Annotated in this window: 23 protein-coding genes; 4 read left to right on the plus strand and 19 right to left on the minus strand. The window is 63.9% G+C overall.

Features of this window, described 5'->3' with window-relative positions:
• Positions 1-588 precede the first annotated feature (588 nt).
• Both V1292_RS33860 and V1292_RS14125 read left to right on the plus strand, forming a co-directional pair.
• Entirely contained in the window at positions 589-1,023 is a 435-nt protein-coding gene (locus V1292_RS33860; RefSeq protein WP_442894458.1) for a DUF992 domain-containing protein, read from the plus strand.
• A 38-nt stretch (positions 1,024-1,061) separates the two neighbouring features.
• Positions 1,062-1,808, plus strand: a complete 747-nt coding sequence (locus V1292_RS14125; RefSeq protein ID WP_334373288.1) for a carbonic anhydrase family protein — start codon at positions 1,062-1,064, stop codon at positions 1,806-1,808.
• Positions 1,809-1,874: 66 nt separating this feature from the next.
• On the opposite strand, the gene V1292_RS14130 is transcribed toward V1292_RS14125, so the two are convergent.
• Positions 1,875-2,801, minus strand: a complete 927-nt coding sequence (locus V1292_RS14130; RefSeq protein WP_334373289.1) for a LysR family transcriptional regulator — start codon at positions 2,799-2,801, stop codon at positions 1,875-1,877.
• Positions 2,802-3,025: 224 nt separating this feature from the next.
• Here V1292_RS14130 and V1292_RS14135 point away from each other — a divergent pair, with 224 nt between their 5' ends.
• Entirely contained in the window at positions 3,026-4,003 is a 978-nt protein-coding gene (locus V1292_RS14135; protein ID WP_334373290.1) for a Bug family tripartite tricarboxylate transporter substrate binding protein, read from the plus strand.
• A 6-nt stretch (positions 4,004-4,009) separates the two neighbouring features.
• Here V1292_RS14135 and V1292_RS14140 read toward each other — a convergent pair whose 3' ends face one another.
• From V1292_RS14140 to V1292_RS14155, 4 genes are read right to left on the minus strand one after another with little or no spacing between them, the layout of a single operon-like run.
• Positions 4,010-5,200, minus strand: coding sequence for an ABC transporter permease (locus V1292_RS14140; protein ID WP_065745708.1), 1,191 nt, complete (start codon positions 5,198-5,200; stop codon positions 4,010-4,012).
• Positions 5,201-5,202: 2 nt separating this feature from the next.
• The gene (locus V1292_RS14145) at positions 5,203-6,363 is read right to left on the minus strand and encodes an ABC transporter permease (RefSeq protein ID WP_334373292.1); all 1,161 of its coding nucleotides are present in this window, start codon (positions 6,361-6,363) and stop codon (positions 5,203-5,205) included.
• Positions 6,360-7,040 (minus strand): ABC transporter ATP-binding protein, encoded by a 681-nt coding sequence (locus tag V1292_RS14150; protein ID WP_057842962.1) that lies wholly within the window; start codon positions 7,038-7,040, stop codon positions 6,360-6,362. The genes V1292_RS14145 and V1292_RS14150 overlap by 4 nt, the downstream gene beginning before the upstream one ends.
• A gap of 47 nt (positions 7,041-7,087) precedes the next feature.
• Entirely contained in the window at positions 7,088-8,173 is a 1,086-nt protein-coding gene (locus tag V1292_RS14155) for an efflux RND transporter periplasmic adaptor subunit (protein ID WP_334373293.1), read from the minus strand.
• Positions 8,174-8,704: 531 nt separating this feature from the next.
• Between V1292_RS14155 and V1292_RS14160 the strand changes: the two genes are divergently transcribed.
• Positions 8,705-9,586, plus strand: coding sequence for a DUF2066 domain-containing protein (locus tag V1292_RS14160; RefSeq protein ID WP_334373294.1), 882 nt, complete (start codon positions 8,705-8,707; stop codon positions 9,584-9,586).
• Positions 9,587-9,761: 175 nt separating this feature from the next.
• On the opposite strand, the gene V1292_RS14165 is transcribed toward V1292_RS14160, so the two are convergent.
• From V1292_RS14165 to V1292_RS14230, 14 genes are all read right to left on the minus strand, one after another.
• Positions 9,762-10,775 carry a zinc-dependent alcohol dehydrogenase family protein gene (locus V1292_RS14165; protein WP_334373295.1) on the minus strand — a complete coding sequence of 338 codons (1,014 nt, stop codon included), beginning with the start codon at positions 10,773-10,775 and terminating at the stop codon, positions 9,762-9,764.
• 73 nt (positions 10,776-10,848) lie between these two features.
• The gene (locus tag V1292_RS14170; protein ID WP_334373297.1) at positions 10,849-11,475 is read right to left on the minus strand and encodes an FMN-dependent NADH-azoreductase; all 627 of its coding nucleotides are present in this window, start codon (positions 11,473-11,475) and stop codon (positions 10,849-10,851) included.
• 13 nt (positions 11,476-11,488) lie between these two features.
• Complete coding sequence (locus tag V1292_RS14175; RefSeq protein ID WP_334373299.1) at positions 11,489-13,066, minus strand: isochorismatase family protein; 1,578 nt, start codon at positions 13,064-13,066, stop codon at positions 11,489-11,491.
• 19 nt (positions 13,067-13,085) lie between these two features.
• A complete protein-coding gene (locus V1292_RS14180; RefSeq protein WP_334373300.1) occupies positions 13,086-13,934 on the minus strand; it encodes an MBL fold metallo-hydrolase in 849 nt (282 codons plus the stop codon).
• Between the two features lie 45 nt (positions 13,935-13,979).
• On the minus strand, positions 13,980-14,870 hold the full coding sequence (locus V1292_RS14185; protein WP_334373302.1) for an amidohydrolase family protein: 891 nt from the start codon (positions 14,868-14,870) through the stop codon (positions 13,980-13,982).
• Positions 14,867-15,985, minus strand: coding sequence for a vWA domain-containing protein (locus V1292_RS14190; RefSeq protein ID WP_334373303.1), 1,119 nt, complete (start codon positions 15,983-15,985; stop codon positions 14,867-14,869). The genes V1292_RS14185 and V1292_RS14190 overlap by 4 nt, the downstream gene beginning before the upstream one ends.
• Positions 15,982-16,863: an AAA family ATPase gene (locus tag V1292_RS14195; protein ID WP_334373305.1), complete on the minus strand. Its 882-nt coding sequence runs from the start codon at positions 16,861-16,863 to the stop codon at positions 15,982-15,984. Before V1292_RS14195 ends, V1292_RS14190 begins: the two co-directional genes overlap by 4 nt.
• A gap of 8 nt (positions 16,864-16,871) precedes the next feature.
• Positions 16,872-17,894, minus strand: coding sequence for a xanthine dehydrogenase family protein molybdopterin-binding subunit (locus tag V1292_RS14200; RefSeq protein ID WP_334373307.1), 1,023 nt, complete (start codon positions 17,892-17,894; stop codon positions 16,872-16,874).
• 2 nt (positions 17,895-17,896) lie between these two features.
• On the minus strand, positions 17,897-19,486 hold the full coding sequence (locus V1292_RS14205) for a xanthine dehydrogenase family protein molybdopterin-binding subunit (protein ID WP_334373308.1): 1,590 nt from the start codon (positions 19,484-19,486) through the stop codon (positions 17,897-17,899).
• A gap of 11 nt (positions 19,487-19,497) precedes the next feature.
• Positions 19,498-19,977, minus strand: coding sequence for a (2Fe-2S)-binding protein (locus tag V1292_RS14210; protein ID WP_334373310.1), 480 nt, complete (start codon positions 19,975-19,977; stop codon positions 19,498-19,500).
• A 6-nt stretch (positions 19,978-19,983) separates the two neighbouring features.
• A complete protein-coding gene (locus tag V1292_RS14215) occupies positions 19,984-20,802 on the minus strand; it encodes an FAD binding domain-containing protein (RefSeq protein ID WP_334373312.1) in 819 nt (272 codons plus the stop codon).
• A 16-nt stretch (positions 20,803-20,818) separates the two neighbouring features.
• Complete coding sequence (locus V1292_RS14220; RefSeq protein WP_065745723.1) at positions 20,819-21,262, minus strand: SRPBCC family protein; 444 nt, start codon at positions 21,260-21,262, stop codon at positions 20,819-20,821.
• A gap of 1 nt (position 21,263) precedes the next feature.
• Entirely contained in the window at positions 21,264-21,701 is a 438-nt protein-coding gene (locus tag V1292_RS14225) for an SRPBCC family protein (protein ID WP_334373313.1), read from the minus strand.
• A gap of 9 nt (positions 21,702-21,710) precedes the next feature.
• Positions 21,711-24,611, minus strand: a complete 2,901-nt coding sequence (locus V1292_RS14230; RefSeq protein ID WP_334373315.1) for a flotillin family protein — start codon at positions 24,609-24,611, stop codon at positions 21,711-21,713.
• Positions 24,612-24,624: the final 13 nt, after the last annotated feature.

Genomic DNA, 24,624 nt, shown 5'->3' on the forward strand with positions numbered 1-24,624 from the left:
TACTCCGTATGAAGCAGCGACTTATCCGCGATGCGCGTCGCTACACGCGCTCGCCGTTCGCTCGGCACGTTTGCGCGCCAGGAACGATCAATCAACGCGCTGCGCGTCGCCCTTCCCATCCAGTCGGGTGGGAGCCGATGTTATCTCCGATCAGGCCGACGAGACGGGGCGATCTTCCAAAGGCTTCGCAGGTTTTATGTTCGGGGCGCCACCGAGCAGGGCCCCGAGGCTATCTTTCTCTCACTTTCATTGAAACGCTATGTGAAATTCTGATAACTTGCCTCATTGGTATTTGGCTCGTCGAGGCTGACGAATGGAGAGTTTCCGTGACCGCGTCATTTTCATTCGAGCACACCCCAACATCTGCCAAGTTTCGGCATCGCTCCGCATGTGATGCTCTTGCGCACACAAGCCTTGCTGCTGCATGTGAAAACGCCGGTATTAAGCCGACACTCAGGGCTAAACTACCTTGGAGGGTTGGAGCTACGGTTCTGGGTGAAGGTGACTACCGCTGACAGCATAGCCACTCGCTTGGTTCCGATCTCTACAAGTTGGCATCGGATCCAACTGTTCGTTAGGAGCGTTGCGATGAAGCATGCATGGTTGCCGCCCATAGCCATTCTTGTTTGCTTCTCCGTGACGCCGGCCCCCGCCCAAAGCGTGGTGAAAGCCGGACTGCTTACCTGCAAGATGCAGGCGCCCGTTGGATCACAGCAACATATGCGATGTCGTTTCGAGCACGACGATCGTGGACCGCCCCACGTATATTCAGGCACGGTCAACGGCTTTGGTCTTGAGTCCGGAGCGAGGGGGGACTCAATGGGATGGGTGGTGTTTGCGCCGACCACCTCGCTGCCACGTGGCTCGCTGAGAGGAAGTTACGTCCGAGCCGGCGGAGATCCTCCAGTTGAATTGGGTAGTGGAGCGAAGCTGATCGGTGTTTCGCAACGGAGGATATCGCTGCAACCGATTGCTTCCGAGCGACAGGTCGCTCTGGAGATTGGCAGGCTCGAATTGCGGTAGGCCATTGTGTCGAAGCGTTTGCTCGTGGGAGATAACATATGCGCCAGAAGTACGAACATCCTCGGGACTGCGCCTGTTTAGGTCGTCGGAATTTTCTCAAGACGGCAGGTAGCGCAACCGCTCTGGGTCTAGCCGGTGCCGGCGGCTTTGTGGCTCCGGCCTATGCCGACGCGCTGACCAAGGCGCAGCGGGATAAAATGAGGCCCGATCAAATCATCCAGGCCATGAAGAATGGAAACCAGCGCTTTCGCAGAGGCGAACGGAAGGAGCGCAACTATCTTCGTGAACAGAAGGCGAGCGCCTCTGGACAGTATCCTGCCGCGGCGTTGCTGACTTGTATAGACTCCCGTGCACCGGCCGAGGTGATCATGGATCTCGGTATCGGCGACATCTTCAACTGCCGCGTCGCCGGCAATGTCGAAAACGCCGATATTCTCGGCAGCCTCGAGTTTGCCTGCAAACTTTCCGGCGCGAAGGTCGTGCTCGTCATGGGTCACACCGCGTGCGGTGCGATCAAGGGCGCGATCGACAATGCCGAGCTAGGCAATCTAACGGGATTGCTCGGCAAGATCAAACCGGCAGTCGAAGCGACGAAATACACGGGTGAGCGATCCGCGAAGAACTACGACTTCGTCAACGCTGTCGCGCGAACGAACGTCGAGATGACTGTCGCAAACATTCGGAAAGGCAGTCCGGTGCTTGCCGAGCTGGAAGCCAAAGACAGTATCGACATTGCAGGGGCTATGTACAATCTCGAAACGGGCGCGGTGGAGTTCTTGGCCTGAAGCTCGCCGCGTTTTGGTAAACTGAGGTGCCGTTCCAACGTGCCGCCTGTCGGACGACACCCTTCGCTAGACAGTCTTCTGCCGCCCGTCAGCGCGGCGGCGCTCGATTCCTGTGGCCGCCCAGTTCGGGCTGAAATCCAGCGTGAAGTCGCGAAAACTCTCCACGGCCGGCGAGAGCGATGCGCTGTGTCGTACGAACATCGCGATCTTCCATTTGACGGCCGGCTGCAGCAGCGGCAGGAACGTCAGTCCGAAGCCGCGCACCAGCGGCTCCGCCATCGAGGGGCAGATCACGGCGCCCTGTCTCACGCGCAGCATCGATAGCGCGGTGTTCACCCGATGCACCGGCACCAGCTCCTTCGGGTGATGCCTAGGCGGCACGTTGCTCAACACGTTGATGGCGATGTTGGGCATGTAGTTGAGCAGGGGCCGCTGGCGCAGATCCTTCCAACTGACCGACTTGCCTTTTGCCAGCGGGTCATCGCTGCGCAACGCTGCCCAGAGCGGGTCGGCGCAAATCATGTGCACCTCCATTGATTGATCGGGAACGACGCCGGCCGGCCCGAAGCCGATGTCGGTAGAACCGTTCTGCAAGCCCGCTAGCACCTCCTGGATCGGCACGTCGTCAAAGCGGACGTCCACGCCGGGATGGCTATTAGTGTATTCAGCGATCAGCTCCGGCAGCAGCGTGCACGATAAGGTCTCGGGCGCGGCTACGCGCACCAACCCGCGGCGCAGTTCCTTCAGGTTGGTCAGGCTCTCCAGCGCCTCGTCCAGATTCGAGAGCACGCGCCGTGCCATCGGTGCAAAGGTCTCGCCGACGCTAGACGCAGAAACCTTGCGGGTGGTGCGGTCCAAGAGGCGGACGCCGACGCGGCTCTCGAGCTCTTTGATCAGGCCCGACAGCGCCGCCTGCGACAAGTGCATGGCCTTGGCGGCTTCCGAGAAGCTTGCGGTCTCCAGCACGGCCACATAGGCGCGCAACTGCCGCACTGTCACATCCATCGCCATGTCGCGTCCCCCGCTTCGCCGTTTCTGCATTCATAGGACAAGCTTATTAATCGGTCAAAAAATACACATTGTTCGATAGAAGGCGCGTATCTATCGTTGCAGGACGAAGGCCCCGGCGATCGCGACGATGCGATCGCGTCAAGGCGGCTCGAATAAATGGGGTGAAATGCGACGGGGCTGCACCGGCCGCCCCAAGAGAGGCACTGATGAACGTCACGCGTCGAACGCTGCTGGGGAGCATCGCTGTCTGCCTTTCTACAGGCTCCGGCTTCGAGGCATTCGCCGAAGGCAATTGGCCGTCACGGCTGGTGCGGCTGGTGTCGCCCTACGGCGCCGGCGGGGCCAACGACATCTCGCTGCGTATCCTGGCCGAGCAGTTCGGGCGCAGCCTGGGGCAACAGTTCATCGTCGAGAACAAGCCGGGGGCGGGCACGCGCATTGCCAACGAGTTGGTCGCGCGTGCCGCACCGGACGGATACACCTTCCTCTATGCCGCCGCGCCCTATGCCACCGCCGAAGCGCTGTTCGGAAAACTGAAGTACGAGCGCAAGGATCTGCAGCCGGTAGCGATGACCGTCATGGCGCCGCTGTTCCTGATCGTCAACGCCAAGGCGAGCTTCAAGAATTTGCAGGAGATGATCGCCTACGGCAAGTCGCAGCCGGACGGCCTGACCTTCGCCTCGCCGGGCGCTGGCTCTCAACCGCATTTGGCGGCCGAGTTGCTGCTGAGAGACGCCGGGGTCAAGGGGCTCAACGTGCAGTACCGCGGCGATGCGATGGCCTACACGGAGCTGCTCGCCGGCCGCGTCGATGCCACACTGACTGCGATCAGCACGGCATTGCCGCACATCCAGAACGGCGATTTCCGCGTGCTGGCTGTCGCCTCGACCGAGCGCAGCGCGATCTACCCGCAGGCTCCGACCTTGCGCGAGCAGGGCTTTCCCAACGTGGTGGCCTCGGGATGGTTCGGCTTCATGGCGCCGGCAGGGACGCCACAGCCGATCGTCGAGCGGATGCAGCAAGAGATCAATCGCGCGCTGGCCGACCCCGAGGTGAAACAGAAGCTGCTCGCCCAGGGGCTGGAAACACGCGCCGGCTCGGCCGCCGAATTCGGCAAGTTCATCGACGACGAGACGCGGAAATGGAGCGAGGTGATCCGCGTGGCAGGCCTTAAGGGCGAATAGGGCGTTTCAGTTCGCGTACAGGCCTTCGACGATCGGCAATCGCGCGGCGCGTAGCGCCGGAAACAGCCCGCCGATCAGGCCCACGATCAGTGCGAGCATCACGCCCTCGGCGATCAGCCACGGGCTCAGCTTGAAGTCGAACACCACCTGGGTGAAGTTGCCGCCAAGCGTCGAGGCCGTGACGCCATCGAAAATCAGATAGGTGGCGGCGGCCCCTAACAGTCCGCCGATGACGGCGAGCAACAGCGATTCGGCCAATGTTCCGACAAAAGCCGGGAAGCCGCCGAAGCCGATGGCGCGCAGCGTTGCGATTTCCGTCGCGCGCGCAGCGACCGACGAATACATGGTGTTGAGCGCTCCGGCGACCGCCCCGAGCGCCATCGCGATCGCCAGCGGCCAGCCGAGTTTCTGAATCAGGTCGGAGGTTTGCGACGCCTGTTCGGCGAAGTAACTCGCTTCGGATTTGACGTCGAGCTTCAGCCGCGGATCGTTGTCGCTGTAGCTTTTGAGCTCATTCAGTGCAGCCGGTCCGGTGAGCCGCGCGCGCACGGTCTGGACTATGTTGTTGCGGTTGAACAGGCTCTGGACCACGGAAAGATCGGCCCAGATCTCGGACTCGAACACGCTGCCGCCAGCCTCGAACACTCCGACGACGGTCCAGCGCGTGGCGCCGAACGATACGGTAGAGCCGAGGTCTAGCCCTTCAAATTCCCGCAGCAATGCCTTGCCGACCACCACTTCATTGCTGCCGCGATTGAACATGCGGCCTGCGGTGATGCGAACGTCCTTGCGCAACTCGGAGCCCTGTTCGCCGATCCCGCGCAGCGGTAGATTGGCCTTGGTCTTGGTGGTGCGTTTGATGCCGTCGACCACAAGATAGAGTTCCGGCGAGATCAGCGGCTTGCCGTCGCTGCCGCGCGCGATGCCGGGTCCATCCTCGATCAGCCGCACCTGATCGCGGCTCACGGTGCTGTTGATCTCGGCCTGCGAGCCGGCCCGCAGCACGATGGCAATGTCATCGGCGCCGGATCCCGCAATGGTGCGCTGGAAGCCGTTGGCCATCGCCAGGAATGCGAGCAACACGATCACCACCAGTGCGATCGCGATCACCGTCGAGAGCGAGAGCCAGCGGCGCTGTGAGATGCTCTTGAGATTGATGGCGGTGACCGCCGCCACTTGAAGCCAAAGCGAACGCATGCCTATCCCCGTCCGAGCGCGGTTGCAATTTTGAGCCGCATGGCGTTGAGCGCCGGGATGATCCCGGTGATCAGCCCCAGCGCGATCATCAGCGCCAGCCCCTGCAGCGCTATCGTTGGTGATACTGCAAACGCGGGCGCGATGTTGGCGAGGCTAGTGCGGAGCGCCATCGCAATCAGCGCCGCAATCGCAAGGCCCGGCAATCCGCCGAGCAGCGCCAGCAGCACGGATTCGCCGAGCACCATCGTGAGGATCCGCGGACCTGAGAAGCCGAGCGTCTTCAGCACGCCGATCTCGCGGGTGCGCTCGCGGATCGAGAGCGCCATGGTGTTGCCGACGATCATCAGGATGGTGATGAAGGCCGCGCCGACCACCAATAGCACGATCAGGGCGATATTGCCGAACTGCGCCGCGAACGCCTTGCCGAATGCTTTTTCGGTGTCGGTCGAGGTCTCGGCGGTGGAGTTCGCGAACATCGCGTCGATGGTCTTGGCCACGCGGTCGTTGTTTTCGGGCGAGGTGGTCTGCAGGATCATCCAGCCGATGGTGTCCTTTCCGAAGCTGCGGGTCTCGTCGAAATAGGGATACTGGAACAGGAGGAAGTTGGTATCGACGTGCTGGGCCTTGCCCTTGGCGATGCCGACAATGGTGAGATCCCAGGTGTGACCACCGCTCTTCTGGCTGAAGATGTTGCTATTGAGAGGAATCCGATCGCCGATCTTCCAGCCCCACTTCTGCGCCAGCGTTTCACCGACCACCGCGCTGCCGCGGTCGCGTATGAAGGCCTGAAGCTGCTCGGGAGGAACGTCGATCTCGCTGCGATAGACGTCGAAATAGGTGTTTGGCTCGATCGCGAGCGCCATGATGAAGTTCTTGGGATCCTGATAGTAACCGCCGAACCAGTTGGCGAAGGTCACCTGCCGCACCCCTTCTACCGCTTTTACGCGGTTGAAATAGGCGATCGGCATCGGCTGGGTGAAGTTGATCTTGTTGACCGTGATCATCCGATCAGCGGCGGCGGCATCCTCGCCGGCTGTGAAGGCACGGTAGAATCCGGCGAGCACGCCGAAGATCATGAAGGCGATCAGGATCGACACGATCATCAGGCTCGCGCGCAATTTGCGGCGGAACAGGTTTTTCCGCACCAGGTCGAAGTCGTTCACGCGGCAAGCTCCCGTTCGACGAAGCGGCCCTTGTCGAGATGCAAGACGCGCTTGGCATAGTTTGCCGCCGCGGGATCGTGGGTGACCATCACGATGGTCTTGCCAAGCTCGCCGTTGAGCAGTTGCAGGATCGATAAGATTTCGTCGGCGGATTGACGGTCGAGATCGCCGGTCGGTTCGTCGCACAGCAACAGGTTCGGGTCCGAGACGATGGCGCGCGCAATCGCCACACGCTGCTGCTGGCCGCCCGACATTTCGCGCGGACGGTGCTTGACGCGATCGGCAAGCCCGACCACGGAAAGCGCGGTGTGAACACGCTCGGCGCGCTCTTTGCTGCGCAGTTTGGTGAGCAACAGCGGCAATTCCACGTTCTGCGCCGCCGTCAGCATCGGCATCAGATTATAGAACTGGAAAATGAAGCCGATATTGGCGGCCCGCCAGGCCGCCAGCTCGCCCTCGGAGAGGCCGTCGATGCGATGGTCCGCCACCGCAATCTCGCCCGCGTCAACGCGATCGATGCCGCCCAGCAGGTTGAGTAGCGTCGTCTTGCCCGAACCCGATGGCCCCATCACCGCGACGAAATCGCCGCGGGGAATCGCAAGGTCGAGGTGGTCGAAAATCGAGATGGTTTCCTTGCCCTTGGTGAAGCGCTTGCTTACGCCGGTAAGGCGGACCATCGGGTGTTCGGCTGTCACGTTTGTCTCCTCTTTGAAGCGGTCGGGAGCTAGTTCGCGGCGCTGGCGCCGGCGGAGCCGTTCGCCTTGTCGTTGGCCTTGGCCTCGCGCATAAAATTCACCTTCACGGCCATGTCGGGCAGGATGCGCGGATCCTTCTTTTCGAAGCGAATGCGGACCTTCACCGTGGCCTTTTCGCGGTTTGCAGTCGGCACGATCGCGATGACGGAGGCGGGAATGGTCCAGTCCGGATAGGCATCCAGCACCGCGTTTACGGGGCCGCCGGGGGTGACGCGGCCGATGAAGGCCTCGTTGACGTCGACCTCGATTTCGATCGAATCCATGTCGACGATGGTGCAGATGCCGGTGCGGGTGTAGCCGCCGACCGACATCGGCGAAATCATCTCGCCGGGTTGCGCGCTGCGGTCGATGACGACGCCGGCAAACGGTGCGCGGATTTGGTGCTTGTCGAGCATCGAGCCGCTGCGCTTGGCGTCGATCTTGGCGGTCTCGAGTTGCGATTGCGCCTGGCGCAATTGCGCGCTGAGCACGCCGACCCGAGCCTGCGCCTTGGTCAGATCGGCCTCGGTGGCAAAGTTCTTCTGCGACAATGTCTGTACCCGCGACATGATCCGGGTCGCATCCTCAAGATCGGCGGTGATCGCGGCGACGGCAGCGTCGGCGGTCTCGACACGCGAGCTCGCCAGTTCATAGTCCCTTTCAGCCAGCACGCTGTCGAGCCGCGCGACGACTTGCCCTTCGGTCACCGTCCTGCCTTCGTCGGTGAAGACCTCGACCACCTTGCCGGTGATCTCGGCCGCAACGGTTGCCTTGCGGCGCGCCACCACATAGCCGGAGGCCGCCAGGTTGCCGGCCGCCTTGCCATTCGTTGCGGACTGCTGGGGCTGCTGCTGCGCTTGCGACTGTGAGGCGGGCTGCGGTGCGGTTTGCGATGTCGTCTCTTTCGGCTGGTCCTGCCTGCGCAATTCGAAGGCGGCAAAGGCCGCAAATGCGACGACGACGCAGGCGACGATGGCCGCCGAGATCGGCAGCCAGCGGCTCTTCGGCCGTTCCACCTTGCTGGCGCTGCGATCGATGGTCAGCGATCTCAGCAATTTGCTCTTGTCTTCGCGCATCGTTCATTTCCATCCGGCTGCTCGCTGCAGCTTCCGCGCGGGCGACGTCGTCCTCGCGCGGGCGCTCTCTCTTACAGCCGATCTACATGTCTCGCCATAGCAGCGGTCGAGCCCTCAGCTTTTTCGTGAGGCGGCGACCCCCAGCTCGGTTGTAGATCACGGTCAGCTCTCGCGCGCGCCAGGCGGCGCCTGTTTTTCGACGAGCGAATTGCGGAAATCTAAAGCCTAATGGCGATAGAAGCAATTCTGGGAACCAGCAAGAGTTGTATCCGTCGCGCCGCCAATTGCCAGGCCGTCAGCATCGCGGATCCCTCCGTAGACGCCCATGACCTGAAATGACCTCAAAACCCGGCAAAATCTTGCAGTCGGAACCCTGTCATTGGACCTGCGCGTATGATTTTCGGCGCAAAGATACATAATGCTAGGGTTGAGAGCCCACCAGCGGGGTGGGCTTTCTTAAGAAGATATTTCTGGCGCTCTCATTTACAAATGTTCCAAGACAAGAGCTTGAGGAATCGGGGAAGCCTCATCGTGGTTGATCTGCCTATGACGAGACGCCAGCCTGTTTTAACGTGGCTTGGTGCAGCCAGCATCGTCAGGATATTCCTTGCTGTAGCCATGGTTTGGTGCAGCGGAGCGATGGCGGTGGCGGGAGCTGATCTGTACCGGGCGCAGACCGTCGTCACGGGACAGGGCGAGGCCAATCGCATCACCGGCTTTGCCGCCGGTCTGGAGGACGTCCTGATCAAAGTATCCGGCGCACAGAAACTCGCAGCCGACCGTCGATTGGCGGCGTACAAATCGAACGCGAAAAGTTTCGTCAGGGCATTCAGTTATCGCGACCAGTTTTTGGGCAAGCCTATTCGTGATGAGCAGGGCACCCGTGATCGGCCCTACGATCTGACGGTCGATTTTGACGAAAAGAAAATCGACGAGCTTCTCAAGGCGCTTGGTCTGAAGCCGTGGCTTTCACATCGTCCGCGCCTGGCCGTCTTTGTCGAGATGGAGAACGGCTCGAGGGACTTTATTGTCACGGCGGATGGAGCTCAGTCCGATTTGCAGCGCGACGCGTTACTCGCAGCCGCCGACCGGCGCGGGATGAACATCGTGCTGCCCAGCATGGCTGCGTTGGCGAAATCGGGCCTCGAAGGCGCGAAGCTCGAGACTGTGCCATCGTCGAGCCTGGCGTCGCTCGCGACCGAGCAGGGTGGGGAACTCGCGTTGGTCGGACATCTGGTCTGGAATGATCGCGAGCTTGGGTGGGTCACGCGTTGGCGGATGGACTGGCAAGGCCGGACGCACCGCTGGCAAATCCGCGGCGTTACGTTCGACGAAGCCTTCCGGCGCGGCATCGGCGGCGCGGCTCAGATTTTATCCGACAACGGCGATCCGGCCGGCCGCGCGCGACGCTGACGGAATTGGCCGTGGGTTATCATCAGTCCCTCATGGTGAGGAGCGCGAAGCGCGTCTCGAACCATGAGGCCCCATCTGTGGCCTACATCCTTCGAGACGCCCGCTCTGCGGGCTCCTCAGGATGAGGGGTTTGAGAAGGTATGACGCAGTAGAATTGGCCTAGCGGGAAGGCGCTTCACCCGATCTCGATCGCCACCTTTCCGAAATGTGCGCCGCTCTCCATGTGCGCAAAAGCGTCTCTGACCTGATCGAAACGGAACGCTCTGTCGATCACCGGCTTCATGCCATTGGTGGTGACCGCATCCACCATCGCCTGGAGGTCCTCGACCGATCCGACGGTGACGCCCTGCAGCCGCTGCTGCTGCATGACCATCAAGGGGAGCCGCAGGTCGGACGGCGGCGGGCCGGCGAGCACGCCGATAAATGCGATCGTGCCGCCGATCCTGGTCGCCCGGATCGATTCGTTCAGCGTGCCGACCCCGCCGACCTCCACGACCAGGTCGACGCCGTGACCGCTCCATTCGCGGGCTTTCTTTCCCCAGTCGGGCGTCGCCTTGTAGTTCAAGGTATGGTCGGCGCCGAGCTGCTTGAGGCGTTCGATCTTCGCGTCGCTGGATGAGGTCGCGATGACGCGCGCGCCGCACATTTTGGCGAACTGAACTGCGAACAGGGATACGCCGCCGGTCCCCTGAGTCAGAACGGTTTGACCAGGCTTCACGCCGCCGAGCTTGACGATCGCGCTCCAGGCCGTGAGCCCGGCGCAGGGGAGTGCGGCGGCTTCGATGTCGCTGAGGTGCTCCGGCGTTCGGACCAGCGCGTGCTTCGGAAAGATCCGATACTCGCTAAGGACGCCGTCCACCGCGCCGCCGAGGGCTGAGCGCATTTTTGCTTCGCTCGGTTCGCCGCCGATCCAGCTTTCGAAGAAGCTGCCGATGACGCGGTCGCCGGCTGCGAATTCCCGCACGCCCGGACCGATCCGCTCGACCACGCCCGCGCCATCCGAAACCGGCACGAGTGGAAATTTCTGACGCGAGCCGTAACCGCCCTTGACGGTGATGAGATCGCGATAATTCAGCGTTGCCGCTTTGAGCCGAACCAGCACCTGGCCGTCGCCGGGCTCCGGCACAGGCTTGTCCACGAGGGCAAGTCCATCGATTCCGCTCGGTCCCTGCAGCTCGTAACATTTCAACGGAAGTCTCCTTCGACGCGGTCCGGTAAGCGCTATACTGCCGCAAATATTCCGGTTCCGCCAACCTCGCGAGCTAGAATCGCGCAGCCATCTCGGCCAGCCGCCGATGCGCGCCTTCGCGCGCCGCCCGGATCGGTTCGAGCGGCCCGGTCGTCGGTCCGATCGGCACGAAACGTACATCGCTGACGCCGATGAACCGCAGCGCCTCGCGCAGGTAAGGCGTCGCCATGTCGATGCGGCCGCGGTTCATGCCGGTGACGAAATCGCTGCCGCTCGCCAGGATCACGACCGTCGGTCTGTCTGCGACCAAGGGCAGATATCCCTGCGCGGGATCGAACCGAAACGTAAGCCCGGGCTGCGTGATCACGTCGATCCATTGTTTCAGCTTATAGGGAATGCCAAAATTCCACATTGGCGTCGAAATCAGCACGCGATCGGCGAGCGCGAACCGCAGCGCGATGCGCTCAGTGACCGCAAAGGCGTCGCGCTGTGAATCGGTGAAGGCCCGCCCATTGATGCGGGCATACTTGGCCTCCAGTACGTAGCCTTCGAATTCCGGCAGGTGATCCCGCCACAAGTTCATCACGTCGATGTCCCAGTCGGGGCGTGCCTGGCGGAAGCGGTCGATGAAGACGCGCGCGCCGGCTGAGGATTCCGCATCCACGCGCGGTGAGCAGCTCAGGTGAAAGAGCTTCGGCATGGCCGTGCCCCGCTCATCCCAATCCCCTGATGACCGCGTCCGCGTTGGTGACGACGGCAACGTTCTGCATGGCAAAATTGATGGAGGCGTTGTGCCAGTCGGCGTTCATGGTCGAGCAGCAGTCTTCCGGCACGATCATGAAGTAGCCTTTGTCGGCGCCGGTGCGGGCGGTATGCTCGACCGACATGTTGGTCCAGGCGCCGGTATTGATGATCATGTCGCGGCCTGTCGCCTTGAGGATAGTTTCCAGCCGCGTGCCTTCCCAGGCGCTCATGCGCATCTTCTCGACCACAAAATCGCCGGCGCGCGGCTCAAGCCCCGGAACCGGCGCGGCGCCCCAGCTTCCACGCACCATCGCGCCGCTATCGACCAGCCCTTCGAACAAGGGAGCGTTGAGCGTGACGCCGGGCGCGCCAGGTTCGACGATGAACCAGACATGGATGATCACGACGCCCCGCGCCCGCGCGGCCTCGGCAAGGCGGCGGACATTGTCGACCACCCGCTGCTGGCGCGCATGGGCGGGGGAGCCGGAATCGGCGAATGCGCCGCTTTCCATGATTACGTCGTTCTGCAGATCCTGAATGATCATCGCGCAGCGGCGCGGATCGAGCTGCATGTCGCCGCCGGTAAGTTGTGGTGACGCAGGCGCGGCAGAAGCGGTGTCGGCACCAGTTGAAGCCCGGCTGCTCATATAGGGCTCGTGGCGCGGTCCGGCCTTGACCGGAATCGCATAGACCGAATGCGTGGCGGTCAGATAGAGCGTGCGAAACTCGGGTCCGCCCCAGGTGAGATTGGCAACGAGTTCGGGCAACCGCACCTTGCCGAGCAACTCGCCTGATGGCGAATAGACCCAGACGCCGCCGGGCGCCGTGACCCAGACATTGCCGCGCTGATCGCACTTCATGCCGTCGGGCAGGCCGGGCTCGAGCTCGGAACGGATGCCGCTGGCGAAGACGCGCGCGTTGGAAAGCGAGCCATCGGCTTCGACGTCGAAGGCGCGGATCAGCGCCTGCGTGGTGTCGTTGACGTAAAGCAGGTGCTCGTCGGGCGAGAAGCAAAGGCCGTTCGGCTGATCGAACATGTGCCGATCGACCACGAGTTTCGGTGGGCCACCGCCGGGTGGGACACGGTAGACGCCTTGGAAGCCGAGCTGGCGCGGCCGCTCGACGCCGTAGACCGGCATGCGGCCGTACCAGGGATCTGAAAAATAGATCGCGCCGCTCGAATGCACGCAGACGTCGTTCGGGCTGTTGAGCTCCTGATTCTCGAAATGCGAGGCAATCACCTCGCGCCTTCCGTCGGGGCGTTCGCGGATCAATGACGAGGTGGCGTGCTCGCAAACAATCAGGTTGAGCTCGGCGTCATACGTCATGCCGTTGCATTTGTTCGAGGGGCGCTTGACCTCGACGACGCCGCGCTTCGCATCCCATCGCCGGCGCACGTCGGCCGGCATGTCCGAGAACAAGAGATAGTGATGAATCGGATGCCAGATCGGCCCTTCCGTGAACTCGAAACCGGTGCCGACCTGGCCGACCGGCGCATAGGGGTCGATCAGAGTCTCGAATTCCGGGCGCAGCGTGACGTGCGTCATCGGTCGTTCCTTTCAGCGCTCAGGCCGGGAACCAATTGCGCTGCGGGAGGCTCTGCACCACCGGCCCAGGCACCTGGTCGTGCAGCCGGCCGACCACCATGCCGCCTTCGATCTTGGCCGGCCGGTCGTGGACCGGGAGCAGGTAGCGCGAATTACTCAAGAGCTTTTTGATGGCCGCCTTCTCGGCCCGCTTGCTGGTCCCGTGATTGCCTGTCGTGCGCGGTTCCCAATCGTGAATTTCGTTGAAGGGGTTCACGATCTGGTCGTTGAAGTCGTAGATCACGTCGCCGCAGATGGTGGCGATGCCGTCGGCGGTGTGAACGTGGATGTTCATGGAGCCTTCGGTATGGGCGTTGGCGGCATCGCAATAGACACCCGGCATCAGTTCGATCGGCCCGGTCACTTCGAGATCGAGGAAGCGCAGCGCGCTCTTGGTGTGCAGGCGGTCGATCAGATGCTTGATATCGGGCGCCGGATATTGCGGATGCATCAGCCCCGAGACGGAATACTCCAGCTCCTTGCGGTTGAGCACGACCGTCGTGTTCATTGGAAACAGATCGTCCTTGCCGGCATGATCGATGTGCAGATGGGTGTGGCAGACAAAGCGGACGTCGCCCATGCGCACGCCGTGGCGCGCGAGCTGGTTCTCGATCATGTTCTCGTGGAACTGCAGCCCGCGCATGCCCAGCGTTTCCATGATCTGGTTGGAGCGGTAGCCGGTGTCGACCACCACCGGATAGGGACCGCCGACGATCAGGAAGCCGAGCGTCAGGACACGGCGGGTCCGGCCGCAATCGCGGCCGAGCACCAGAAAGCTCGATTCCAGTTCGATATCCCCATAGTCGAGGATTTTGATTTCAAGCGGCATGTGTTCCCTCCCACGTTCCTTTAATCGCCTGATCCGCGTGCGCGGTCATCGGTCAAGCCGGTAGACACGCGTGGCAGTCGTTCGCAGAATTGCGTCGCGCTGGTCCGCTGCAAGGGCGGATGTTGCGGCGAGATAGGCGTCGATCAGTTCGCGATAGCTGGTCCAAAGCTTCTCGATCGGAAAATTGGAGCCGAACAGGCAGCGCTCGGCGCCGAAGATCGCGACCGTCTCCGTGAGGACGTCGGATATGTGCGCCGGGTCGTTGCGGTGGATGAAGGTGCCGAGCCCGGAAAGTTTTGAGACGACATTTGGGCAGGCCGCAAGCCGGGTCATCCCAGTGCGCCAGGCGGATCGGCCCTCTGGCGATAGGTCTTCCAGCATGCCGGCATGCTGCAGGATGAAGGTCACATCGGGACACGCTTCGGCGAGGCCCGCGGCACCGGCCATCTGCGGCGCGAACACCTGCAGATCGAAGCTGAAGGCGTAGTCGGCGAGCCGCGCGATATTGCGCCGAATCTTGGGATCGGCGCAGAGGTCGGGCCGCGCCGCAAAACGATAGAGCGGGTTGTCGTGCCAGTGCAGTTGCATGCGCACGCCCCGCACAAGGGGATAGCGTGCGAGACGATCGAGCTGTGGACGGACATCGTCGACGTTGAAATCGGCATAGGAGACTATGGCATGCGGCCAGCCGTGATCCTTGGCGGTCTCTTGCACCCAGGCGGTTTCGTCCTCGAAGCGATCGTTGGCCCAATTGGTCTGCACATAGACCGAACGCGTTACGCCGGAACCTGCGAGGTCAGCGAGATATTCTTGGATTGGATAGTCGCGACGGATCGGCTCATAGGGGCCGAAGATGCGCGGCTGCATCGGGCCAACCAACCAGGGCAGGTCAGCCTGGCGCCAGATATGATGGTGGGCATCGACGATTTCGGTCACGCGGCCTTCCTGTGTCCAAGCGAGAGTACATGCGAAACGATCGCAGCCGTGGATCCGCCATCGACCAGGTCATCCACGAAACGGCGGATCGCGATCAGCGCTTCGGTCTGCGGCTGAAAGCCGGGGCCTGACGCCAGCGGCGTCAGCCAGCTCAGGCGCCAGGCGCTTCGCGACAGTTTTGCGACGGCATCGCGCAGGGCGGAGGGATCGCCACGTTCGAGGCCGTCGGAGAGGATGACGACGGCGGCGCCGCGCGCATAGCTGCCGAACCGCGGTACCGCCAGGAACGCCTGCAGCGCATCGCCGATGCGGGTGCCGGCGTCCCAGTCGCTGACCAGATGCGCGGCGGCGAACAGCGCCTGCTCGCGGCGCTTGAGACGAAGCGCGCGCGTCACGCGGGTGAGCCTCGTGCCGAAGGTGAATACCTCGACATTGGGAGCCGCGTGCGACAGCGCGTGCGCAAGCTTCATGTTGTCGTCGGTACGCCCCTTCATAGAGCCGGAGACGTCGATCAGCAGCAGGATCTTGCGCGGCCTGGCGCGCCGTTTCAGCCGGCCGAGCCGCAGCACTTCGCCATCGTTGCGCACGCTCTCGCGCAAGGTTCGCCGCAGATCGGCCCAGGGGCCGCGCCGGGCGCGCCTGCGCCGGTGGCCGCGTCGCCGCGGCAGCCGGGCAGGCGCCTCGCGCGACAGCTTTCGCAAGACATCGCCGGTCGCGCCCGGCGCGAAGCGGCGTTCGACCAGCGCCTCCGCGCGGGCCGCAGCGAGCCCTGACTCGTTAGCTTCATCGGCGAGCAATGTTTCGTCCTCGCCGCGTCCTTCCTCCTGCAGGCGAACCACTTCCTCATCTTCCGCGCCGGCACGATCGACCGCTTCGCTGCCGAGGAAATGGATATCGAACAGCCGATCATAGGTCGCGCGTCGCTCGGGTGGCGGCGCGAGCGTTGCCAATCCGGCCCGCCGAATGGCTTCGAGGCTGCGCGGACCCAGCAACTCGATGGCGGCCAGGAACGCAGTCGTCTGTTCCGGCGCCACGGCAAAACCGTTGGCGCGCAATAGAGCGACAAAGGACACGAAGACGCCCGCAGCACGTGGCAATTGAGGTTCGTCGCTCACGCGGCAGCCTCCGCAATGAGGGCGTCGAGCCGGCCGGAAATGAAGGTGAGATCCTCCTCGTCCTTGAGCGCGACACCAATCGAGTGCTTGAAAGCATCAGGCCAGCGCGCGCCGCGCGCGTGCAAGAGCGTTGCTGCTTCCGCCCAGTCCACGGCTTCGGCGATGCCCGGCGCCTTGCTGAGCGGCTCGCGCCGGAGTTTGCCGACGGCGGCAACCACGGCACGCGCGGTCGCTTCGGCGACGCTCGACGCCCGCATCATGACGATACGCGCCTCGCGCTCGGCGGTGGGATAATCGATCCAGTGATAGACGCAGCGGCGGCGCAGCGCTTCATGCAGATCGCGGGTCCGGTTCGAGGTCAGCACGACGACAGGGCGCTCGGCGGCGCGGACGGTGCCGCGTTCGGGAATCGAAATCTGGAAGTCGGACAGGAATTCCAGCAGAAACGCCTCGAACTCCTGGTCGGCGCGGTCGATTTCATCGATCAGCAGGACGGTGGAGTCGGGCGCGCGCAAGGCGGCCAGCATCGGCCGTTCGATCAAAAAAGTCTCGCCATAGATGTCGATGCTCTCTTCGCCCGCCTGGCGGATCGCGAGCATCTGGCGCGGGTAGTTCCACTCGTAAAGCGCGGCTGATGCGTCGATGCCCTCGTAGCATTGCAGCCGGATCAGTCGGCGGCCGAGCACGGCGGCGATGGCCTTTGCGGCTTCGGTCTTGCCGACACCCGGCGCGCCTTCGAGCAGCAACGGCTTGCCGAGCGCAAGCGCAAGATAGGCCGCCGTCGCCAGGCCTTCGTCGGCGAGGTAATACGCCGTCCGCAGCGCCCTTTCGAGCGCCTCCGGGCTGTCGATGCCGACGATGTTGCCGCGGACCGTCATGCCTGACCTCAGCGCCTCGCTTGCGGCCGCGCGCCGCCCTGCGCCTTGATGGCCCGCAAGACTTTTTCGGGCGTGATCGGCAATTCATCCATCCGCACGCCGACCGCGTTGAAGATGGCGTTGGCGACCGCGGGCAGCACCGGGTTTGCGCACATCTCGCCGGGGCCCTTGGCGCCGAACGGGCCGTCGGCCGCAGGGCGTTCCAGTACCGCGATATCGTGCGGGCAGATGTCGCCGGGGCCGGGCATCAGATACTCGACAAAATCGCGCGGGCCATGCGCCGGGTCGGGATAATAGGGCTCGGGGGTTTCAAAGAGCGCGTGGCTGATTCCCATCCATGCGCCGCCAACGAGCTGCTGCTCCACCAGCCGCGGATTGAGCGCGCGGCCGAGCTCATACGCGCTGTCCATGCGCACCATCGCGATCTCGCCGGTCTCGTCATCGACCTCTACCTCGGCGACCAGGCAGGCGTGCGCATAGCAAGTCGCAGGTGACATCTCGCCGGTCTCGGGATTCACTTCGGACAGCGGCACCAGAAAGATGCCGCGTCCCGATATCGTCTTGCCTTGCTTGAACTGCGCGGCAATAGCGACATCCTTGGTGGAGATCGACCGATGCGGCGCGCCCTTGACGTGGATATTGCCGCGCCCGTCAGTCTCAAGATCGGCGGCGTTGACCTCCAGTTCCTCGGCGGCCGCTTCCATCATGACGCCGCGCGCTTCCTTGGCCGCCGCCATCACCGCATTGCCGACGCGATGCGTGCCGCGCGAGGCGAACGAGCCCATGCAGTGCGGTCCGGTGTCGGAATCGGCGGTATCGACATAGACGTCCTCGACCGGCACGCCGAGCGTCTCCGCGCAGATCTGCCGCGTCACCGATTTCATGCCCTGGCCGAGGTCGATTGATGACAGCGACACCGTGAACTTGCCGCTGGGATTGGAATGCACCAGCGCCTGGCTGGGGTCGCCGCCAAGGTTCATGCCGATCGGATAGTTGATCGAGGCGATGCCGCGTCCGCGATACTTTGCCATGGTCAGCGTCTCCTGGTGCCGAAGACGGAAGAAAAGCGTGTAGCGCCGTGCGACGGCGACGGAGCAGGCGGCCTCGGAGGCGGGGCAGGCGGCGTCGGCGCGGGCGGCGGTGGCTGGATCGATGCAGGGGGCGCGCGATCGTAGGTGGTTCGCTGCTGCGAGACGGCCGCGCGTTGCGGAGCAGGTTCAAGCGGCGTCGGCGATATCGCCGCCCGGCTGCCGCCGCCGTCCTTGCGCGAGGACATGCGCTTCACTTCCTCGCGCAGCGGCCACTTGGCCTTTTCGGCGGCGACCTGGACGCATTCGATCAGCGCGGTGTTCTTGGCCTCGCGCCGGTGCGCCTTCATGTCGCCGTCGCGATAGGCATTGAGGATGCGGAACTCCATCGGATCGATGCCGACGAGATGCGCGAGCTTGTCCATCTGGCATTCGAGCGCAAAGTCCATTGCCGTGACGCCGAAACCGCGCATGGCGGTGGCAGGCGTCCGGTTGGTGAATACGCAGTAGACGTCGCCATGGACGTTCGGGATCGTATACGGGCCGGGCAGGTGGGCCACGCATTTGACGACGGCGTAGCTTGAAAGCCTTGTATAGGCGCCGCTGTCGAAATAGGCGCGGATCTTGCGGGCGACGATGCGGCCGTCGCGCATCACGCCGTCCTTGATGTAGATGCGCTCGGCGCCGCGCGGCGAGCCGAACTGCATCTCTTCCTCGCGGCCGAGCTGATAGCGCACGGGACGTCCGGTCAGCATCGCGCCGAGAATGGCGAGCGGTTCGGTGAGCGTGTCCACCTTGCCGCCGAATCCGCCGCCAACGGTGCCGCCAATGAAATGAAAAGTGTTGGAGGGCACGTCGAGGATCTTGGCGCAGGTATCGAGCGAGAAGAACAGCGCCTGCGTCGAGGTGTAGACGACATAGCGGCCGTTGGTATCGGGGGCGGCGATCGAGCCGTTGGTCTCGGTCGGCGCGTGCTCGATCGGCGACATCTGGTAGGGCTGTTCGAGCACATGGTCGGCTTCGGCGAAGCCGCGCTCGACATCGCCGAAGCGCAGTTTTTGGTGATCGTAGACGTCGTGATAGATGAAGGTGTTTTTTGGATAGACCTCGTTGACGACGGGCGCGCCTGGTTTCAGGGCTTCCTCGACGTCGAACACCGCAGGCAGCGGCTCGTAGTCGACGCGCACTTTCGCCATCGCCTCACAGGCTTCACGCGGGCTGTCGGCGACAATGGCGACGATCGGCTCGCCCTTGTAGCGCACCTTGTCGACCGCGAGCGACGGCTCGTCGTCCTTGCCGAAATTGATCAGACTGAGCAGGGTGTTGAGATTGCGCGGCACGTCGGCTCCGCGGATGATGCGGCGAACGCCGGGCGATCGTTCCGCTTCCATCGTATCGATGCGGCGCAAGCGGGCGTGGGCGTGTGGGCTGCGCAGTACTTTGAGGTGCAGCATGCCCTGCAGCTTGTGGTCGTCGAAATAGGTCGAGGTGCCCGTGACATGGCCGAGCATGTCCTGGCGCTGCGTGCCCTTTCCGATCTCTTTCAGGTTGTCGTCGCGCTCGTCGGCGAAGATGTCCTTGCGCAGTTCCAGCATGGTGGTGTCCTTTAGGCGCGGGCACGCCCGCTCGATGCGGCGGCGAGCACGGCATTGATGATCGGCTCGTAGCCGGTGCAGCGGCAGATATTGCCGGAGATCGCCTCGATGACCTCGGCGCGGCTTGGCGACGGATTGCGATCGAGCAGCGCCTTGGCGGCCATCAGCATGCCCGGCGTGCAGTAGCCGCACTGGGCCGCGAATTGCTCCATGAAGGCGCGCTGCAGCGGATGCAGGTTGGGACCGTCCTTGAGCCCGTCGAGCGTTTCGACGGCGCGGCCGTTCACGGTTTCTGCCAGCGTCAGGCAGGAAAGATGCAGCTCGCCGTCGATCAGCACGCTGCAGGCACCGCAGCCGCCCTGGCCGCAACCGAATTTTGGCGTCATGTCGCCGATCGATTCGCGGAGCGCGACCAGCAGATTAACGCCGCCGTCGACGAATAGCGCGACGTCGCGGCCATTGTGACGAAATTGCAGGGCGGTCTTGGTCATGAAGGCTTACTCCAGGCCGGACAACAGGCGGCGAAGATGAACGCCGACGATCTCGCGGCGATACCAGGCGCTGCCAAGGGCATTATCTGTGGGTGATACGCCTTCGGCGGCTACCGCCGCGGCAGCGTTGATCGCCGCATCGTCAAGCGCGCGGCCCTCCAGCGCCCGCTCGGCGGCCCTTGCGCGAATTTGCGTTGCGGCCATCGAGCCAAGCGCGATGCGCGCGCCCGAGACGCGGCCGCCGCTCGAAGGCAGATGCGCCGCCAGCGTGATCACCGAACCGCCCTTCGGCTTGATGCGGGCGATCTTGCGATAGCGGAAGGCGTCGGCACTTGCAGGCCGCTGACACGCGACCGCCAGCACCAGCGCGCCGCTCTGGCGTTCGCGGGATTGCAGGAACTCCTCGATTCCCATGTCGCGGGCGCCAAGACCGCCCTGGACGGAAACGGTGGCGTCGAGCGCCAGCAGGGCGACGGTGAAGTCGCCGTAGGGACTGGGCGCGAACAGATTGCCGCCCACCGTACCCATGTTGCGCACGGCCGGCCCGCCGATCGAGCGCGCCGGCGCGTGCAGAAAGGCGAGTTCGCGCTCGGCAAGAATTCTCGCAAAGGTGACGCCGGCGCCGATCGTGACGCGCGAGCTTGCGACATCGATGCGGGTCAGCGCCAGGTCGGTCGCGCGCACGACGGTGGAGATCGAGACATCGCCCTCGTTGAGGGCGCGCATGACGAGCGTGCCGCCGCCGAGATAGCGCGCGCTGCGGTCGGACGACAGTGCTGACGCCGCCTCGCCAAAGTTCGCGAATGTCTTCACCGTGACGGGCATGGCTTCGCCTCTGCTTTCATGCGGCCTCCTTCAGGTGCCGGCGAATGGCGTCGAAGCCGGCCTGATAGATCTGTTCCGCGACCATCTGCGTCAGCCGCTCGGCATCGGCAGGCCGCGTGGTGAACCTGGATTCCCAATGCCAAAACGTGCGGTCGCCGTCGGTGACCGGAAGCAGGCGTACATGGGCGACATAGTTGAACATCGGGATCGGCGTATCGAGCAGGCAATAGCTGAAGGTCTGTTCGAGGTCGGACAGGGCGAGCAACTGTTCGCGCAGTTCCGAGCCGTCCTGCAGCTTGAAGCGGCGCACGCAGCCGATCTTGTCGGCGGCCTGTGCGCGCTCGATCGTGCTGGTGGCGACCTCAGGATGCCAGCGGTCGTGGCCGTTGAAATCGCGCAGCACATTCCAGACCGCTGACGTCGGCGCGTCGAGGATCGTGCTTTTGACGATATGCGGCACGCTAGCCTCCGAAGGCGCGCTTGAGCGCGTCGAATCCGCCCTGGAACACGCCGGCTCCGATGTTGCTGACGAGCTCGTTCTCACGCTCGGGCGCGCAGTCGAACTCAGCGGTCCATTCCAGAAAAGTCTGGTCGCCGTCGGTCACGGGCGTCAACCGCAGCGTTGCAACGTAGTTCTCCACGCCCATCGGCGACTCCAGGATGGAGTAGGTGCAGAACATGTCGTAGTCGGAGAGCCCGAGCAGCTTTTCGCGGATACGATCGCCGTTGCGCAGGCGAAAATCCCGCACGCATCCGATTTTGTCCGCGGGCTCGCCGCCCTCGATGCGGCTCTCCGCAATCGCGGGATGCCAGTTCGGCAACCCGTTGAAGTCGCGCACGCGCGCCCAGACGCGGTCGTTGCGGGCGTTGACGACAGTGGAAACGTAGACCCGGGCCATGACGCGTGCTCACCCTTTCTTGCGCGGTCCGCGTTCAGGAGCGGGTTCGCCCGGGCCCGGGACCGCGGGCGGTGCCTCAGACTTGGCCGGGCCGCCGCCCTTACGCGCGGAATCCCTGATGCCCTGCATGTCGCGCGCTTCGCGAATGAGGCCGGGCATCTTGGCAAGGCTTCCGCCCTCAACGCCGATATCGGAAAGGATCGAGTCGATCAGCGGGGCCTGCACCCGGTAGCGCAGCGCCGAGTCGATCACCTCGTCGGTGGCGCTGCGGCCGGCACCATTGCCGCCGCCGCCACCGTTGAGGCCGTCGACCTGAAGGATGCGGATGCCCTCAATCTTCTCCATCGGCTTGACGCTCTCGCGCACGATGCCCTCGATACGGTCGAGCAGCTTGCGGCGGAACAGCGAGTAGCGCGCCTGGTCGGTGAGCACGTTCTCCGCTTCGTTGAGCAGCCGCTGCGCCTCGGCTTCGACCGCCGCGCGCACCCGCTCGGCGTCAGCAGCGATACGGGTCTCCTCGGCCCGCTTCTCCGCCAGCAGCACCTCGACGGTCTTTTGTCGTTTGGCGATCTCGCTTTCGCGGGCGGTGACGACGCGCTCGGCGGCTTCGGTCGCCCCCGCGCGCGCATCCTCGGCTGCCACCTTGGCGGCGGATTCTTCCAGTGATTTCTGATAGAGGGCGATCGCCTTTTCCATCAGCGCCGTTTCGACTTCCTTCTCGCGATTGACTTCCAGCTTGCGCAGGTCGCGCTCGCGGCCGATACGGGCTTCGTCGAGGCCGCGGTCGGAGGCGATGCGCGCCCGCTCGACTTCCTCGCGGGAAGCGATCTCGGCCTCCTGCAGCGCCTGGACACGGCCGACTTCAAGCTGCTCGATCGCGCGCCGGCGTGCCAGCCGGGCGGCCTCCAGCGCCTGTTCACGCGAGACGTCTGTCGTCTCGACTTCCTTGCGCGCGTTGATCTCGGCCTGCTTGACCTGGCGATCGGCGTCGATACGCTCGGAGCGCTTGGCGGCGAGTGCAATCACACGCTCCTCGTCGGCGATCTCGACCGCCTTCTTCTGATCGATATTGAGCACTTCGCGGGTCTTCGACGAGGCGATACGTTCGGCTTCGAGCGCCAGTTCGACCTCGACGCGGCGCCGCTCAATGGCGTCACGCCGCTTGAGTTCGGCGGCTTCGATGGCCTCGGTACGCTCGATCTCGAGTCCCCTTGTTTCTCGTTCGGCCCGAATACGCTGCGCGGCAACGACCTTCTCCTGGGAGATGCGGGCGGCCTCGATCGCTTCGCGCGAGGCGATATCGGCCTCCTCGACGGCGCGGTTGCGCGCTATTTCGAGCGAGCGAACGCGCTCCTCCTGCGCGATGCGGGAGGCTTCCGTTGCCTCGCGCGCGGAAATGCCGGCGACTTCCAGCGCCTGGTTGCGCTCGATTTCGAGCTTGCGCGTGGCGTGCTCGGAACTGATCCGCTCGGCGGCCAGGGTACGCTCGCGGGCGATCCGCGCCGCTTCCACGGCCTTCTGCGCCTCGATCTCCGCTTCCTGGATTGTTCGAACCTGCGCAATCTCCAGCGAGCGGGTGCGTTCGTCGGACGCAATGCGTTCGACGTTGACGATCGTGGTCTGGGCGATGCGAGCCTTCTCGGTCGCCTCGCGCGCCGCGATCTCGGCTTCTTCGACCGCGCGGGTGCGCTCGATCTCGCGCCTTCGGGTTTCTTCCTCGTTGGCGATCCGCGCGTCGGTCACGGCGCGGTCCTGCTGGATGCGCGCCTTCTCGATCGCTTCGCGCGCCGTGATCTCGGCTTCCTCGACGGTCCGCGTGCGCTCGATATCGCGCTGCCGCACCTCCCGCTCCGAGGCAATGCGGGCGGTATCGACCGCGCGCTGATTGGCGATCTTGGCCTTTTCGATTTCCTCGCGCGCCAGCAGCTCCTTTTCCTCGACGGCGCGCGTGCGCTCGATCTCGCGGTGCCTTGTTTCGCGCTCGGAGGCGATCCGCGCTTCGGCGATGGCGAGCTCATTGGCGATGCGCGCCTTCTCGATGGCTTCGCGGGCGGCGATCTGCGCCTGCTCGGCCTCGGTCTCGCGCAACGCGCGTTCGCGCGCCACTTCGGTGCGCTGCAGCGCCCGGCGCATCTCGATGTCGCGTTCCTGTTCGAGGCGGGCGGTCTCGCTCTCGCGCTCGATCTCCAATGCCTGCCGCTCGGCATCGAGGTTGCGGGTGCGGATCTTGATCATCGAATCCTGTTCGATGTCGTTGCGCAGCTTGCGCTTGGCTTCGATGTCCTCCATCAGCCGGGTGAGACCCTCGGCGTCGAAGCGGTTCGACGGATTGAAATATTCGAGGTCAGTCTGGTCGAGATCGGTGATGGCGACCGATTCGAGCTCAAGCCCGTTCTGGGCTAGCGCTTCGGCCGCGGCGGCCTTGACGCGGGCGACATATTCCCCGCGCTGCTCGTGCATCTGCTCCATGGTCATTTCGGCGGCCACCGACCGGATCGCGGAGACGAACTTGCCGGAAAGCAGGGCGTGCAACTGCTCCGGCTCGAGCGTGCGCCGCCCGAGCGTGGCGGCGGCAATTGCGACGGCTTCACGGGTCGGCTGCACGCGCACGTAAAAATCGGCCTCGATGTCGATCCGCATGCGGTCGCGGGTAATCACCGCGTCATGCTTGGCCCGCACGATGCCCATCGGCAGCACGTTCATGTTGACGGGCGTGTAGTCGTGAATGAACGGCAGCACGAAGGCGCCGCCATTGATCACCACGCGCTCGCCCAAGAGACCGGTGCGGACGAAGGACACTTCCTTCGACGATCGGTGGTAGAGCCAGTTCACGACATAGACGACAATGGCGATCACGACGATCGCGACAATCAGCCAGAGGATCAATTCACCAACCAGAGTCCCCGACATCTCTTCCTCCCTT

This window comes from Bradyrhizobium sp. AZCC 1719 (assembly GCF_036924525.1).
Taxonomy (GTDB): domain Bacteria; phylum Pseudomonadota; class Alphaproteobacteria; order Rhizobiales; family Xanthobacteraceae; genus Bradyrhizobium.

Coding starts and splice junctions, on each gene's coding strand:
- V1292_RS14215 (WP_334373312.1), bottom strand. CDS start 20,802: ATGCCCGTCACGGTGAAGACATTCGCGAACTTTGGCGAGGCGGCGTCA.
- V1292_RS14195 (WP_334373305.1), bottom strand. CDS start 16,863: ATGACGGTCCGCGGCAACATCGTCGGCATCGACAGCCCGGAGGCGCTC.
- V1292_RS14155 (WP_334373293.1), bottom strand. CDS start 8,173: ATGCGCGAAGACAAGAGCAAATTGCTGAGATCGCTGACCATCGATCGC.
- V1292_RS14205 (WP_334373308.1), bottom strand. CDS start 19,486: ATGCTGGAACTGCGCAAGGACATCTTCGCCGACGAGCGCGACGACAAC.
- V1292_RS14230 (WP_334373315.1), bottom strand. CDS start 24,611: ATGTCGGGGACTCTGGTTGGTGAATTGATCCTCTGGCTGATTGTCGCG.
- V1292_RS14180 (WP_334373300.1), bottom strand. CDS start 13,934: ATGCCGCTTGAAATCAAAATCCTCGACTATGGGGATATCGAACTGGAA.
- V1292_RS14170 (WP_334373297.1), bottom strand. CDS start 11,475: ATGCCGAAGCTCTTTCACCTGAGCTGCTCACCGCGCGTGGATGCGGAA.
- V1292_RS14175 (WP_334373299.1), bottom strand. CDS start 13,066: ATGACGCACGTCACGCTGCGCCCGGAATTCGAGACTCTGATCGACCCC.
- V1292_RS14210 (WP_334373310.1), bottom strand. CDS start 19,977: ATGACCAAGACCGCCCTGCAATTTCGTCACAATGGCCGCGACGTCGCG.
- V1292_RS14140 (WP_065745708.1), bottom strand. CDS start 5,200: ATGCGTTCGCTTTGGCTTCAAGTGGCGGCGGTCACCGCCATCAATCTC.
- V1292_RS14150 (WP_057842962.1), bottom strand. CDS start 7,040: ATGGTCCGCCTTACCGGCGTAAGCAAGCGCTTCACCAAGGGCAAGGAA.
- V1292_RS14200 (WP_334373307.1), bottom strand. CDS start 17,894: ATGGCAAAGTATCGCGGACGCGGCATCGCCTCGATCAACTATCCGATC.
- V1292_RS14125 (WP_334373288.1), top strand. CDS start 1,062: ATGCGCCAGAAGTACGAACATCCTCGGGACTGCGCCTGTTTAGGTCGT.
- V1292_RS33860 (WP_442894458.1), top strand. CDS start 589: ATGAAGCATGCATGGTTGCCGCCCATAGCCATTCTTGTTTGCTTCTCC.
- V1292_RS14225 (WP_334373313.1), bottom strand. CDS start 21,701: ATGGCCCGGGTCTACGTTTCCACTGTCGTCAACGCCCGCAACGACCGC.
- V1292_RS14135 (WP_334373290.1), top strand. CDS start 3,026: ATGAACGTCACGCGTCGAACGCTGCTGGGGAGCATCGCTGTCTGCCTT.